This is a genomic window from Paraglaciecola polaris LMG 21857, assembly GCF_000315055.1.
GTDB lineage: Bacteria > Pseudomonadota > Gammaproteobacteria > Enterobacterales > Alteromonadaceae > Paraglaciecola > Paraglaciecola polaris.
This window is the reverse complement of the sequence record NZ_BAER01000038.1, coordinates 1-15,168: the sequence shown is the minus strand read 5'-3', so window position 1 is coordinate 15,168 and position 15,168 is coordinate 1. Positions and strand designations below refer to the sequence as shown.

Genomic DNA, 15,168 nt, shown 5'->3' with positions numbered 1-15,168 from the left:
TTTGAATGTTCTCAAAGCAAGAAAAACTAACGCGTAACAATCGTTTGCGCTCCTGCGACTAACTTGTCTTTGTCTATTTTATCTGGCACTTGTGTGCCCTTGCGCGCCAATGGCCTAGCTTCGATACTATTTTTCCATCGCACTAAATTATCTAGGCCTGATATATCCACACCAGACCATTCATAAGTACGTACCCAACACCAATTCGCCATATCAGCAATACTGTAATCACCTGCCAAGTACTCATGTTTCGCTAATTGCTTATCCAGCACTTCAAACAACCTTCGACCTTCTTTTTGATAACGGTCAATGGCAGGCTGAATTTTCTCTGGAAAATAGCGATAAAATACATTGGCTTGTCCCATCATGGGCCCGACGCCACCCATTTGGAACATCAGCCATTGAATGACTTGAGAACGACCTTTTGCATCACTGGGTATAAACTGACCGGTTTTCTCAGCTAAATACAGCATGATTGCTCCAGACTCAAACACAGCGAAATTATCTTCCTCCCTATCGACTAACACCGGAATTCTGCCGTTGGGGTTGCGTGCTAAAAATGCGCGGCTTTTCTGCTCTTGTTCCATTAAATTGATACTGTGTACTTCGTAAGGTAGCTGCATCTCTTCAAGGGCGACGGACGCTTTCCAGCCATTCGGTGTGGATGAAGTATATAAATCAAACATGTAATTTCCTTTTACGCTTTGGCGGCTGGGCGTGCGCTAATCGCGTCATACCAACGCTGCAAATGAGTTTGCTCAGGTGCAATATACACTTTCACCACGCGACCGAAATCAATCGCACACACAGCGGTAATATCAGCGATACTGAAACTTCCTCCAGCAATATATTCATTATTGGCTAATCTGGCATTCAAAATTTCAAGAAATTTTATTGCGTCTTGACCCGCCACTTTTCCGTATTCCGCTACAGGGGTCATGCGATCTTTGAAGTAACCGGTTGAATGTTGAAAGCACATACCGATCTGCATAAATAGGCCAAATTCGACCTGACGTTGCCACATATCAATTTGGGCTTTTTCGAGTGGTGTCGTTCCCATTAATGGTTTTTCTGGGTATAACTCTTCGAAATAACGACAAATAGAAACAGACTCGTTAATACAGGTGCCGTCATCCAGCTCTAACACGGGCACCTTTGCCACGGGATTACGAGCGCGCATAGCGGGGCTTAGGTTTTCACCACCTTCAATATCCACTTGAACATAATCCATAGGAATATTTTTTTCGGCAAGAAAAAAACGCACTCTACGTGGAGTCGGGGCAGTTTTGGTTTCATATATTTTCAATATCATTCTCCAGTGTCAGTTGCTGCACTGGGCAATGAACACATGTAATCAGTTATGCTGTAACCAGTAGCGATGTTTGAGCGCTTGGTACTGCTGGGTGGTTTTATATTGTTTGAGTGCTTTGTTTAACAAAGGAACTAATTCCTGATGTTTATTATGCACATAGTGATAAAGCGGTACAGAGATAATTGTCCTGTAAGTGCTATCTGTTAACATAGTGCTGTTATCAATGATCTCACTAGCGCCCAGTACTAATAGACCTTTATCACTTTTATTAAAGGCATCAAACAAGGCTTCAATCGAATCGTAACGCTTAGTAACGAGGTGATTTTCATCTGCCCAGGTTTTAACCACCAGCAAATCATTGACTACGAACACCTCGCTGCCTCTTGGCAGACTACTTGCGCACATTTCTAAGTCTTTACACACCAGATAGAACGCTACATTCGCCAAAGGCTCTGGGATCTGTTCGAGTCCTGGCGCTAATTTTTTGTATGCATCGACTCGCATCAGTTCACCATCACCACCAAAATGATAGGAGTTAAGAGAAGCTTCGACCGTGGCAAATCGTGTAACCGAGATTTCGTAACCCAGTTGCTGATAAATTTCTTGCATAAGGTTCGACGCAAAATAGGACTCTTTCAACCCAGTAATCGAGGCAAAATACAATTGCGGCAAAGGAGCAGAATCCGGCGCGATATTGAGCTCGTAGACAACATCCATTCCTTCAATCAGACCATCAGTCAACGCCGTGGAGCTATCATTTCTAATACTCATGGCGAGGCTACGGGCCGCATTTTTTGCCAACTCGGGGTTGGCGTCGCGGTCGAAAAACTGCACTAACTCAGTAGCTTCTTGCAAAGATGCGGCGGAAATTTTCATCCGTTCATTAGGTAACTGTTGCGTAAAACTATCTGTGGTAACGGGCAGAGCACCCAACTCGATTGCCATAGATGCATCATTCGCCAATAAATACCTGAGTAAATCTGTCAGTTCATTCTTGTTCTTGGCTGAGCGCGGAACCACCCATACCTCCAAAGGCGCAATTTCACCTTTGTTGGCGTTATTTTGTCTAGGAAAAGGAAAAAAGCCAATGTTACTTGCGCTCGAGGGCTCGATACTCGCTTCGGAGAATTGCCCTGTTAATGTCATGGCCACTTGGTTTCGTTCCACGGCTTGCAATGCTTGTTGCCAACTCCAAAGCCGCTCAGGAGCAAAAAATAGTCCTTGCCCTAATAACTCCTTAAACTGTGCCACTAGTTTGCCTGTCAGCGGAGTGTTTCCACTTTCACCGTCAATCAATTGCTGGCGATAAGCTGTGCCCCCAATATCCAGTGATAAATAATCTAGCCAAGCCAATATCGGCCAACCTTCTTGGACGGCTTGCACCAAGGGGCTAGCCCCTTGGCTTTTGATATGCTGACATAAGGCGACGAACTCTTGCCAATTTTTAGGGGGGGCTAACCTGTAACGCTTCGAACATCGATTTGTTGTAATAAAAGCCCCAACCATACTGGGACAAAGGTAGAGCATAAGTACCGGTTTCCGTGGATACGCTGTTAAGGACTGCAGGTTGAATGGAATTTTGTAACTCAGCTTTAGTCAGCAAAGTATTTATAGGTTGAATAACGTCCTGCTGAATCAGGGTTTGCAGACGCTCGCCCCCTTGCCAGTAGAGCAAATCATGCTCACCAGACTCAAGCCAATTAGGTAACAAGCGTTTAAAGTCGCTGTCGCTATAAAACGCCAACTGAATGCGATAACGATTGCTTTGTTTTTCGAAATCAGCAAAAACCTGACGATACACTTCACTTTGCTGCGCATTTGTTGTCAGCACCGCAACCGACAGTGTCTGTGCTGCCAAAAGATTGGCGACTAAGCCAAAGTAGCAACATAAAGCCCAAACAAACTTACCCATTTTCGTCATAAAAAATATGTCCCACTAATGCAAGTATAAGAGTCGTATCAGAGAGATACAGTCATATACTGCAACGCCATTCCCTAACAAGAACATGTGTTCATAAGTTAATGTTAGATTTTACAGTGTTGCTTTGACATTAGACAAAAGGCGGTTTTTTGACGCTTAAGGCTCAAAAACGAGCTAACTTTAGTCGTACTTACCCGGTTCTGTCGATTTTTGCCACTCAGCTAAGTGCCCAGCGGCCTGTTTTGAAATTTGTTCATGATGGGTGTTAATCCACCAAGATTCCAATAAACGAATATTTTTGCGATTCGCTTTATAAAAGATATCACTAATATCACCAATAAACGGGATTAAGCCAATTAAAAAATCAAAAATGGCGTTACGGATCATCGTAATACGTAATGATAAGGGTGCGCCGACCTGCGCCGCCAAGCGAATAATATGCGCCGATAATGCCACGCCAACAAGATCGCCCAAACCCGGCACCAAGCCCAAAATACTGTCTAACCCGAAACGAATTTTGGTAAAGGGTATGCCAATAGCGGAATCGAGCAGGTGTGCCATTTTCTGTGCTTTACGCAATGCATCAGGAGCTTTGAGTTCAGATGATGACATTATTTATCCCTTCCAAGCTCTGACGCTAACTGAGCACTTAATAGTCCGCTACGTTTAGGCAAATCCCATCCACTAAGGTTGCGCGCAATAAGCTCACTCAAGGCCGCTATATGCTCCGGATGCGCATTTAATGCCTCTATATATTCGTAACGCTCCCCCCCTGCTTCGAGAAAGTAATCACGATTTTCAATAGCAATTTCTTCTATCGTCTCTAAGCAATCAGCGGAGAATCCGGGACACACCATCTGTACCGACTTTACGCCTTGGCCTGGTAACGCTTTTAACGTGTGATCTGTGTAGGGCTGTAGCCACTCTTCCCTGCCAAAACGGGACTGAAAGGTCACCATGTATTCCTCCTTTGTTAATCCTAGCTTTTGTGCCAGTAGGCGAGAGGTTTTATAGCACTCACAATGATAAGGGTCGCCTGCGGTAAGGTAACGTTTAGGGATCCCGTGATAAGTAAATATAATCTTGTCAGCACGGCCATGAGTTTGCCAGTGTAACTCAATACGTTTAGCCAGCGCGTCTATGTATGGGGTAAAATCATGATAATGGCTGATGAAACGCACATCTGGCAGCCAGCGTATTTTCCTTAACGCCTGACCAAGTGCATCAAACGTCGAACCGCTCGTTGAACCACTATATTGCGGATATAGCGGCAGCACGAGTAATTGACGTACGCCTTTTTCAAGTAACGTTTGGGTGACAGACTCAATCGAAGGCGAGCCATAACGCATGGCAAAATCTACCACCACTTTGTCGCCATACCTTTGTTTCATACTAAGGGCAAGCGCATCGGCCTGGTCCTGTGTATGAAACATCAATGGCGAACCCCGCTCCGTCCATACCGTACTATACGCATGTGCAGAGCGCCTGGGGCGTATATTCAAGATCACCAGATTCAGGATCATCCACCAGATAAACTTAGGCACTTCAACGACACGAGGGTCTGACAAAAACTCTTTAAGATAACGTTTTAAGGGTCCTTTCTCAGGGGCTTCAGGAGTACCTAAGTTGGTAATCAAAACCCCAATCTTATCTTCTTGCTCATGGGAAAATGTGCCATTAGTGCGATATTTCATTCGTACACTCAACTTCGTTTTTCAAAAACCAGTGCAACAAGTACGCGGTAAAATCTCAATCGGACTTGTTGCACCGCTATTTCATTCGCTAACCAGGGTAATAAGTGTCAGCACCGGGTCCGACTGGCATACCTAAAATAAATACCCAAAGATAGAATAACACCGTCCAACCCACCATAAATACGAGGCTATAAGGCAGCATAGTAGCAATGAGCGTGCCCATGCCGAGATCTTTCTTATATTGCGCCGCTATTGCCAATATCAGCCCAAAATAGCTCATCATAGGGGAAATCACATTGGTAACTGAATCACCAATTCGATACGCAGCCTGAATCACTTCTGGGGCAAAACCCACAAGCATTAACATAGGCACAAAGATTGGTGCAGTTACCGCCCACTGAGCAGATGCACTGCCAAGCGATAGATTTACCATACCGCACATTAAAATAAAGAAAATAAACACACCGGGCCCATCTAACCCTATGGTTTGAATAAGTTCTGCGCCCTTTACTGCGAGTACTGTGCCTAAATTTGTCCAATTAAAAAAGGCCACAAATTGAGCAGCAAAGAATACCAAAGTAATATACAACCCCATGGCGCCCATGCTTTTAGACATAGCATTAATAACGTCTTTATCATTTTTCATGGTGCCTGCTATTTTCCCATACACAAAACCTGGGATAGCGAACGTAACAAAGATAAACGCGACGATCCCTTTAAGGAAAGGTGAACCAGCCACAGCCCCTGTTTCAGGATGACGTAAAATGCCGTTTTCTGGGACTATGGTTAACGCTAACACCGCGCATAATAATACGAAGCTAACGCCTGCCCAACGTAACGCCTTTTTTTCTTGAGCGTTGGGGGCGCTCATCTCTTGCTTACCCAATTCAATCGACGCTTCACTGGGATCATACTTCCCTAAACGCGGTTCAACGATTTTCTCAGTGACTAACGCTCCTAAACCCGCGATAAGAAAGGTGCTGATAAACATAAAGTACCAATTCACTTCAGGCCCGACTACGTAGTCTTGATCGATCATGTGTGCGGCCGCTTCGGTAATACCTGACAATAATGGATCCACTGTGCCTAATAATAAGTTGGCACTGTAACCACCGGAAACCCCCGCAAATGCAGCCGCTAAGCCCGCTAATGGATGTCGACCTAATGAATGAAAAATCATTGCCGCGAGAGGGATTAATACCACGTAACCCAGCTCAGATGCAGTATTCGATAAAATACCCGCCAACACGATAACCACAGTTACCATACGTTTCGATGCGTTCATCACCATAGCGCGCATCGCGGTTGACAGTAGCCCAGAATGTTCCGCTACTGACACGCCAAGTAGCGCAACTAAGACAGTGCCAAGTGGCGCAAATCCGGTAAAATTAGTTACCAAGTGGGTAACAATACGTTGCAGCCCCTGAGCATTAAAAAGCGAGACTACTTGTATCATGCCATCGGGCGCTCGCCCCTTGGCGTCAATGGGTCTTGGGTCGACAACACTGACGTCAAAATAACCTAAAATACCACTGATAATGACAATCGACATAGCCAATAAAGCGAACAGCGTAATGGGATGAGGGAGTAAGTTCCCTAACCATTCAACTGTCGCCAAAAACCTCGAAAACCACCCTGAACGGCGGTCTTGGTTTGTTTGAGTTTTCTGTTCGTTAGCGTCTTGCAAACCGACTCCTTAATTATTTTTATCCGATTTCACGGTTACCCACCTATAGTACCTAATTCACTTAGTAAACGTTAGAGTTCAGACAAGGGTGTTTATTTACTGATGAATATTCGTGCAAAACGCTTAGTTTTTGATAAAAAAGTGTTTATATATCAGGCAGAACGCTTTATTGTTATAAAAGATTTAAGCTTTAAATTGTTACTGCCAAAAGGATATTCAGATGACAGAAAAGCATTCTCCAGACAAAAACGATAAATCATCACCCGCCTCTGAATTAGCGCATCTTCGACAGATCGTTTTTGGGGATGCACAAAAAGACCTCGAGCAAAAAATGACGCAACTCGGGCAGTCACTACAATCTCAGCTCAAACAACTTGAGCAACAAACCACGCGGCAGTTCAATCAACTCCAGAGTGCACTTGAGCATCACGTGCAACAACTGGAAGACAAGCTACTTAATGCCGACAAAGGTCAAGACAGCAAAGCAAATGAGTTGTTTACCCTAAGTAAAAATTTGTCGTCTGAACTGGAAATGGCAGAAGCGGCGAGTAAACAAGAGAATGATGAATTACATAAACGCATTGATCATGACTTGAATGCCCTTTCAAATAAGTTTTCCGAACAATTAAAGCAAGCACTAGCGCAATTGACTCAAGTTTCCAATGAACTGAACTCTTCCAAGACAGATCGTAAAACGCTGGCGAAGTTACTCGCAACGGTTGCCTCTAACTTAGAAACTGGCGATGACGAGTAACCTCGGCCATGCCAACCCAAGGAAGTAATAACGAGTCTGTACATGAACCGCAACTTCACGAATTGCGGCAGATTCTGTTTGGTAAAAACAACGAACATATTACTGAAGCCATACGTCCAAAGGCCAGAGAAATTGTTGCTGAGGTGTTTTCAGAAGCCCTCAAAGATCGTCAAGACAAAGACGGGAGTGTCAAAAAGGTCATGGCGCCCCTGGTTGATAAATCAGTGGAATACTCAGTCGCGAATCGTAAAGAACAATTTGTCGGCTATTTATACCCTATAGTCGGCAGTGTCGTGCGTAAATCGGTGACCGCATTTTTAAGCGAATTTATCGAACGCACCAATCAATTACTCGAAAATAGCCTGACGATTAAGGGTTTAACTTGGCGCCTTAAAGCGCGCCAAGCAGGCGTACCCTATGCAAACTACGTTGCCAGCCAAACATTTAACTATCGTGTTGAACAAGTGTTTTTGATTCATCGGGAAACCGGTTTACTGCTTAACAGTGTGTCCTACAACCAGCAAACGTCAGAAGATGCCGATCTTATTTCTTCGATGTTAACGGCCATCAATGATTTCGTATCGGACTCGTTTAAGCCCAATATAGATGGCAACGAGCAAGGTTTGGATATTGTTAAAACGGACGATTTCACCCTAGTGGTAAAGGCAGGTCCAAGCGCAGTTTTGGTCGCGGCGGTGACCGGCAATATGCCACAAAAAGTCGCAGATCAGTTGCAATTAACCGTAGAAGAAATTCATAATCTATACGAAGGTTCTTTGGGGAAATTTAATGGTGATGCATCCCCGTTCGCAGACTGCGATCAACAATTGATGGACTGCCTAGTATCTGAACTAAAAGAATCAGCCAATTTAAAAAAGTCAAAACCATGGATGGCTTGGGCCATTTTGTTACTGGTTGCTTTTGGCACTAGTTACTACGCATACAAGTTATGGATGATACAAAGCTATGTTGATCGTATCCAAGGGATCAATCAGCAACCGGGTATAATGCTCGTTCGAGTTCATAGAGACGGCATACAAAATATTATTTTGGATGTGTTACGTGACCCACACGCCCAACCTATCACCCTATGGTTGCATGAAAATAACATCCCAGAACCAGCTGTCAGGTTGACCGAGAAGTCTTACTTATCCTTAGAGAGCAGCATAATACAAGCTCGCGTGAAATCGCTTTTAGTGCAATATCCTAGTGTAACCTTAACCGGAACGGGCGATACGTTCACACTAGCAGGCGAGCTATCTCAACAACAGTTACATGAATTAAAAGCAGCCATAACAAAATTACCCGGCTTAGTGAATACTCAAGATGTATTGGCCGCTATTAATGTGAGTGACTCAGAACACTTAGATATCGATGACGATACTAGTATTCATACACTTATTAATCTCAAAATTAGCCAAATCAATAGCACATCTGTGGAGTTTGCTAGCAATAGCACCCAACTGAGTCCTATAGCAAAGAAAGCACTTAGGCTGATCGCCTCCCAGGGCGCATCGCTATTAACCCTTGCAAGTAAAGCCAAGCTTGAAATTAATTTTATTATTATTGGTGCCAGTGACGCCAACGGCTCTCAATCCTATAATGAAGTGTTGAGCATCAAACGTGCCCAAGAGGTTAAGAATGCCCTGCACGGTTATGGTATGCCCGCTGATAAACTTAATGCCATTGGTATTGGCATAATTGATGTACCTGCTGCGGGTAATGGTGCGCGCAAGGTATTGTTTAACGTAATAACAACCCAAGCCTCACAGCGGTAGTGGACAGCAATATATTATGATCCAAAAAAAAATATGCTTACTAGGCGCCTCAGGAGTGGGGAAAACAAGTCTCATAAAACAATTTGTAGAAGGGATTTTTTCTGATAAGTACCTTACTTCTATCGGGGTCAAGATTGATAAAAAACGTGTTGAGTGTCAGAGCGACTCTGTGCAACTCATGCTTTGGGATATAGAAGGTATTGATCGCTATTGCGGCTTTCAGCCCAAGTATATAAGGGGCGCTGCCGCAATCATCATAGTCGTCGATCATACTCGATCTCAATCCCTTATTGAAGGCATTGAAATTTTCAAGCTCGCCCGTGATGTATCAGATGTGCCCGCCATTTTAGCGATTAATAAAGCTGATTTAGATAGTACCTGGCACTGGGGCGAAGATGAATTAGCGGAACTTTCTCATCCATTTAGCCATACGTTCCATACAAGCGCGAAAAGCGGAGCAAACGTAGAGCTATTATTTTCGACACTTGCTCAAAAGTTACTAAGTGAGGCTGAACAGTGAATATCTCTCTTTTTAAAGCATTGGGGATCATCGATTGTTGTGTATTTAAACGACTCGATGCGGATCATTATGAAACCCTATATGCGGAGCATGAATGGATAGATTTATTGCTTCCCCAAGCACGACAAGAAAAGAGCTTTACCAGTCCTTGCGACAGTCCATTTTTAGATGACTTTTTAATGCAGGCAGAGGAGTTTTGGGAATATGCTGATTACGGAAAAATAGAATCGGGCATTTGGAATGAAAAAATTAATGACCAAGAGCTAAAATTAAATGCTTACGCCACTATGGATAATGGCGACTTTTATTTGATTATTGACAATGTGCTAGATCTGTTCAAGCAGCGGCAAAAAACCTTACAGTCAGCTCGAGAGCTGTTGTTATCTAACGATAAAATCGTCGCCCAACAAGAGTATATTCATCAACGTTTAGATGAATTGCTGAATCAATCCACTACCCTTAAAAATATTCAACAACCTATTACTGAAGTCATCGAAAAAACCGAAGTCGGTGTAGCAATCTTGTCACCCAACCTGCAACCGATTAGCCAGAATCCCGCGCTTTACAGTGTGTTTGACACACAATTGGCTCAGGCAGAAACCGAACCTTATCAACTTATTTTGCAGCTATTTGAAAAGCAATATCCTGAGTTTGAAAGAGTGATCAGTACAGGAAGTCGCTGGAGTGGAGAGCTATTCTGGCTGCAACCGCCAGGTAATGGCAAATGGCTTAAACTCGCTATTTATCCTGTCAAAACAGATTTTCAGCAAATCACGCACTGGGTATTCATCGTCAATGATATTTCTCAGGTTAAACATCTCTTACAGAATAACGAAAAACTCACTCATTATGATGCCCTAACAGATATCCCGAATCGCCAGTATTTTTGGATGCAGCTCGAGCAATCGGTCAATAATGCTATGCCGTTTTACCTGCTGTATTTGGATATTAAGAATTTTAAGCGCATTAACGAAATTCATGGTCATTCTAGAGGCGATCAAATCATCCAAGAATTGGTCGAACGCATTGCTCCACACATAAGTGCCAGCGATATGCTCGCCCGTATCGGCGGGGGCGAGTTTGCCATTATTCGTCAGAAAACGGTTACCGAGCAGCAATGTATCGATTTAGGCCACATACTGATTGAGACCGCAACCCAACCCTTCTATTTGCCTAACGGCACACATTGTGAAATCGGCTTAAATATCGGTGCTGCCAGCTTCCCTCGGGATGCGGACGACGCCGAAACATTAATGAAATTTGCTGATCTTGCGGTATTTAATGCCAAAAAAGCAACTAAAAGTAGTGTTCAGTTTTATTCACAAAAACTCAAAGATGCTTCACAGCGCATCATAGAGTTAGAAAATGCCCTACAAAATGCCATTACCAATCATGAATTCGAGTTGTTTTTGCAACCCATGCTCGACCTTACCACCGGCACTATTCTTAAGGCTGAGGCATTATTGCGCTGGAACCGTTTAGACACTGAAAAAATAGGCCCTGACGAATTTATTCCTATTGCCGAGCAAACAGGCTTGATCGTTCCCATTGGCAAGTGGGTCATATCCAAGGCGTGTGAAATGATTAGCACCCTTAATCACAGGGGACAGAACTGTAAGCTATCAGTTAATTTATCGCCCCGGCAGATAAGCGACAGACATTTATTAGATTTTATTCGCACATCAATTAAGAATAATCACATCCAACCGGATCAATTAGAGCTAGAGCTTACAGAAGGTGTGTTAGTTGATAACTACGATAAAGTGCAGTTTTTATTGACCGAAGTAAGAAAACTGGGAGTCAGTGTTTCAATTGATGACTTTGGTACTGGGTATAGCTCACTTTCATATCTCAAGAAGCTGCCAATCGATCATATAAAAATCGACCGTTCTTTTATTCAAGATTTAGTCAATGATGAGAATGATAAAGCCATAATTTTAGCCATAATTGCCATGGCTCATAGTTTAAAACTAAATGTCATTGCCGAGGGCGTAGAAACCGAATTACAGCGTAACTTCTTGCAGTTAAATCACTGTAATCTCGCCCAAGGCTACTTATTTAGTCGCCCATTACCCTTTGCCCAGTTTTGCGACTACCTAACCACAACCGCTAACCAAACGCTGATAGGCCAGTCTGCGCTCGGCCCAAAATAAGCGCATGCACATCGTGCGTACCTTCATAGGTGTTTACCGCTTCTAAGTTGAGCACATGACGAATAACGTGAAATTCATCCGATATGCCATTTGCACCGTGCATGTCCCGGGACATACGTGCAATCTCAAGCGCCTTACCGCAGGAATTACGTTTAATAAGCGAAATGGCTTCTGGAGCAAGTGAATCTATATCTAATAAACGGCCCGCTTGTAGGCAAGCCAGCAACCCGATCGAAATTTCAGTTTGCATGTCGGCAAGCTTCTTTTGGATCAATTGATTGGCTGCCAGTGGTCGGGAGAATTGTTCTCGGTCTAAACAGTATTGTCGAGCTTGATGCCAGCAAAACTCTGCCGCGCCTAGACTCCCCCAAGCTATTCCGTAACGTGCCTTATTCAAACAACTAAAGGGCCCTTTTAACCCTTGTACGTGTGGCAAAATATTTTCGGTTGGGACAAAAACACTTTGCATGACGATTTCACCGGTAATAGATGCACGTAACGAAAATTTACCTTCGATTTTAGCAGCTGACAATCCAACCATGCCTTTTTCTAAAATGAATCCCCGTATCACCCCATTGAGCTTACCCCAAACGACAAAGACATCTGCTATCGGTGAATTCGTTATCCACATCTTGCTACCGTTTAGGACATATCCACCGTCGACCTCTTCTGCTCGGGTTAGCATACTTCCGGGATCTGAGCCGGAGTTTGGCTCCGTTAAACCGAAACATCCCACCCATTGGCCGCTCGCCAGTTTAGGCAAATAACGCTGTTTTTGCTCATCACTTCCAAACGTAAAGATAGGATACATGACCAAAGATGACTGCACGCTCATTGCACTACGATAACCGCTATCAACCCGCTCGACTTCTCTCGCTAACAGACCATAACTGACATGGTTAACCTCTGCGCATCCGTATTGTTGCGGCAAAGTACAACCCAATAACCCGAGCTCACCCATTTCGTACATAATGTCGCGATCAAAGTGTTCGTGTCGGTTACCTTGCAATATTCTGGGCATTAGCTTTTGCTGACAATATTGATGGGCGGTATCTCGAATCAGACGCTCGTCATCATTTAACATAGCGTCGAGGTTCAAAGGGTCTTGCCAGTTAAATTTAGCCATCGAATGTTCAGTCATCTTTTCCTCCAAGCGTGTCTAAGAAAGGCCACAGACTGATATCCGTGGTCTCATAAAAATTAAAACGGTGCTGGATATTGGTTTAGCACACTGGCTATATCTGTTTTAACCTGTTCACTCAGTGGCTTACTAAAAGCGGTTATGTTTTCCCTGAGTTGCAGCATATTCGTGGCGCCGATAATCGTAGACGTTACCCCATCGACACCGTCACACCATGCCAGTGCAAGTTCACACGGAGTCAAGCCATGGGCTGTTGCGACATCCACATAACCCGCCACGGCTAAGGCAGTATTAGCTGTGTCCCTAAAAATGCCATTTCGCTGCTCAAAACTCCAACGACTGCCCGCTGGGCGTTGATTATTCAAATACTTCCCGCTAAGAGCCCCCCCAGCAAGGGGAGACCAAGGAAGGTATGCTATCTGTTCAGCGACGCAATGCTCGAGGAGATAGGGCCAATCTTTAGCATGCAGTAAACTAAATTCGTTTTGCATGGACACCATACGCGGTAAATTATACTGCTCACTTAGATTAAGATACTGTTGTAATCCCCAAGGAGTTTCGTTAGAAAGCCCGCAAAACCGAATTTTTCCTTGTTCAACACAAGTGTTTAGCGCCTGCAAAATTTCCAACATTTGCGCAGTCTCAGCCGCGGTGTCTGTAGCAGAGAAATTCACTCGACCCACTGCGTGTTTAGCGAAATGAGGAGACGTACGATTAGGCCAATGTAATTGATACAAGTCGATATAATCTGTATTTAGGCGTCTCAATGAAGCATCTACGGCTTGTATAACCGACTCCGCTGACACCTTGCGTCCTTCTCGAATATAAGATAACCCCGGGCCGACTATTTTTGACGCCAAAATAATATCTTTACGTCGCTCCGGTTGACGGCGCAACCAATCCCCAATGATCATTTCAGTATGCCCATACTTTTCACCTGATGGCGGCACAGGATACAATTCAGCCGTATCAATAAAATTCACACCTTGTGCAAGGGCAAACTCAATTTGCTCATCTGCGTCCTGTTGCGTGTTTTGCACCCCCCAGGTCATTGAGCCTAAGCATACGCGTGACACCGCTAGGCCGCTGCGGCCCAGTTTCGAGTAATTCATATTGAATCCTTGTTTGTAATCTAAGGTGGGATAATTCAGGTAGTATACTGACTTTATTTAAGCAAAATTTATTTGAAATGTGATCAAGTATTACTGGCCATCATCAGTTTTTATCTTTGATGAGTCAGCTGAGCGGTATAGCTGGTAGATGAGATCGGCTTGATACTACTTATCTATTGCTTGCTTTAGCCGAGGGGCAATATGCCTATTGGAAGAAAGGTTAGAAAAATGCAACCAGTATTCTTTTTCCGTCAGCAGCAATGGTTGACCATAGTCTTCAAACGCTTTACCGGATGCTAAAATATTATATTCGAGTCCTTCTAATGAACCCACTACGGCGTCAACGCGATTCAAATGCAACAAATTGAGCCCTTGGGCGTAATCGCTGATTGAAAGCTTCTTTAACAGAGCATCCTCATCGAAACGTTTAGCAAAACTTGCCCCTCGAACAACCCCAATATGATCAAGTAACAGTAACTGACCATAATCAACCAGATTTTTTTCGGCTTGCGGTAAAACAATCACCTTCGATTTTGACACAGGACCAATGAAATCTGCATAACCTTCGAGCTGAGCATTACGAAAAATAACCGCAAGATCTAATTTACCTTGTTTAACATCCGCGATAACTCGGGAATAAGGCTCAAGTATAATATCGAATCTATATCCTGTGTCCTGTTCGAGTAGGTCAAAGTAATCCACCATTGCACCCGATAATTGATTATTTTCGTCTAGGTATGCAAAAGGCGGAAAGGCAGGAACTCCCACTTTTAGAACGATAGTGGCTTGACTGCCTTGAGCGAAAAAGTGAGCAAAAGATAATCCTAAAAATAAATAGATAGTTAACGGCTTAATCATTTTTCATCAGTAGCTTACGGTTCACTTGGATAATAATACCCAATCACTATGCGAAGTACAGCGAAAACAAAATGCGCTGCAGCTCTCAGTAGAAGCCAATACCAACGCGCCATTGTAGATCTAAAGCCATTTTACCTTTCTACAGGCATAAAAAAAGGCCACCTAAGTGACCTTAATTAACATGCTTAATCTAAACGATTATAGAATTTTAGATACTACGCCAGCACCAACTGTGCGA

Annotated in this window: 15 protein-coding genes; 5 read left to right on the top strand and 10 right to left on the bottom strand. The window is 43.7% G+C overall.

Going from position 1 to position 15,168, the window contains the following annotated elements:
• Positions 1 to 26: 26 nt before the first annotated feature.
• The 7 genes from GPLA_RS07080 to GPLA_RS07055 all read right to left on the bottom strand — a co-directional run bounded on the left by GPLA_RS07080 (position 27) and on the right by GPLA_RS07055 (position 6,614).
• The gene (locus tag GPLA_RS07080) at positions 27 to 686 is read right to left on the bottom strand and encodes a glutathione S-transferase family protein (RefSeq protein WP_007104181.1); all 660 of its coding nucleotides are present in this window, start codon (positions 684 to 686) and stop codon (positions 27 to 29) included.
• 11 nt (positions 687 to 697) lie between these two features.
• Positions 698 to 1,306, bottom strand: a complete 609-nt coding sequence (locus tag GPLA_RS07075) for a glutathione S-transferase family protein (protein ID WP_007104180.1) — start codon at positions 1,304 to 1,306, stop codon at positions 698 to 700.
• A gap of 48 nt (positions 1,307 to 1,354) precedes the next feature.
• Positions 1,355 to 2,818, bottom strand: coding sequence for an extracellular solute-binding protein (locus GPLA_RS07070; RefSeq protein ID WP_264370816.1), 1,464 nt, complete (start codon positions 2,816 to 2,818; stop codon positions 1,355 to 1,357).
• A complete protein-coding gene (locus GPLA_RS24195) occupies positions 2,757 to 3,233 on the bottom strand; it encodes an ABC transporter substrate-binding protein (RefSeq protein WP_264370815.1) in 477 nt (158 codons plus the stop codon). The genes GPLA_RS07070 and GPLA_RS24195 overlap by 62 nt, the downstream gene beginning before the upstream one ends.
• A 180-nt stretch (positions 3,234 to 3,413) precedes the next feature.
• Positions 3,414 to 3,845, bottom strand: coding sequence for a DUF4112 domain-containing protein (locus tag GPLA_RS07065; protein ID WP_007104179.1), 432 nt, complete (start codon positions 3,843 to 3,845; stop codon positions 3,414 to 3,416).
• Positions 3,845 to 4,927, bottom strand: coding sequence for a ferrochelatase (gene hemH / locus GPLA_RS07060; protein ID WP_007104178.1), 1,083 nt, complete (start codon positions 4,925 to 4,927; stop codon positions 3,845 to 3,847). The genes GPLA_RS07065 and hemH overlap by 1 nt, the downstream gene beginning before the upstream one ends.
• 88 nt (positions 4,928 to 5,015) lie before the next feature.
• Complete coding sequence (locus GPLA_RS07055; protein WP_007104177.1) at positions 5,016 to 6,614, bottom strand: AbgT family transporter; 1,599 nt, start codon at positions 6,612 to 6,614, stop codon at positions 5,016 to 5,018.
• A 102-nt stretch (positions 6,615 to 6,716) separates the two neighbouring features.
• Here GPLA_RS07055 and GPLA_RS23570 point away from each other — a divergent pair, with 102 nt between their 5' ends.
• From GPLA_RS23570 to GPLA_RS07035, 5 genes are read left to right on the top strand one after another with little or no spacing between them, the layout of a single operon-like run.
• A complete protein-coding gene (locus tag GPLA_RS23570; RefSeq protein ID WP_007104176.1) occupies positions 6,717 to 6,869 on the top strand; it encodes a hypothetical protein in 153 nt (50 codons plus the stop codon).
• Positions 6,835 to 7,368, top strand: a complete 534-nt coding sequence (locus tag GPLA_RS07050) for a hypothetical protein (RefSeq protein WP_007104175.1) — start codon at positions 6,835 to 6,837, stop codon at positions 7,366 to 7,368. Before GPLA_RS23570 ends, GPLA_RS07050 begins: the two co-directional genes overlap by 35 nt.
• A gap of 8 nt (positions 7,369 to 7,376) precedes the next feature.
• Entirely contained in the window at positions 7,377 to 9,146 is a 1,770-nt protein-coding gene (locus GPLA_RS07045) for an OmpA family protein (RefSeq protein ID WP_007104174.1), read from the top strand.
• Between the two features lie 16 nt (positions 9,147 to 9,162).
• Positions 9,163 to 9,666 (top strand): Rab family GTPase, encoded by a 504-nt coding sequence (locus tag GPLA_RS07040; RefSeq protein ID WP_040514115.1) that lies wholly within the window; start codon positions 9,163 to 9,165, stop codon positions 9,664 to 9,666.
• Positions 9,663 to 11,819 (top strand): putative bifunctional diguanylate cyclase/phosphodiesterase, encoded by a 2,157-nt coding sequence (locus tag GPLA_RS07035; RefSeq protein WP_007104172.1) that lies wholly within the window; start codon positions 9,663 to 9,665, stop codon positions 11,817 to 11,819. Before GPLA_RS07040 ends, GPLA_RS07035 begins: the two co-directional genes overlap by 4 nt.
• Here the strand turns inward: GPLA_RS07035 and GPLA_RS07030 are convergent.
• The 3 genes from GPLA_RS07030 to GPLA_RS07020 form a co-directional block, all read right to left on the bottom strand.
• Positions 11,776 to 12,960, bottom strand: coding sequence for an acyl-CoA dehydrogenase (locus tag GPLA_RS07030; protein ID WP_007104171.1), 1,185 nt, complete (start codon positions 12,958 to 12,960; stop codon positions 11,776 to 11,778). The two genes, GPLA_RS07035 and GPLA_RS07030, sit on opposite strands and share 44 nt — an antisense overlap.
• 59 nt (positions 12,961 to 13,019) lie before the next feature.
• Entirely contained in the window at positions 13,020 to 14,072 is a 1,053-nt protein-coding gene (locus GPLA_RS07025) for an aldo/keto reductase (RefSeq protein ID WP_007104170.1), read from the bottom strand.
• A 165-nt stretch (positions 14,073 to 14,237) separates the two neighbouring features.
• Entirely contained in the window at positions 14,238 to 14,930 is a 693-nt protein-coding gene (locus GPLA_RS07020; protein ID WP_007104169.1) for a substrate-binding periplasmic protein, read from the bottom strand.
• Positions 14,931 to 15,168 lie beyond the last annotated feature (238 nt).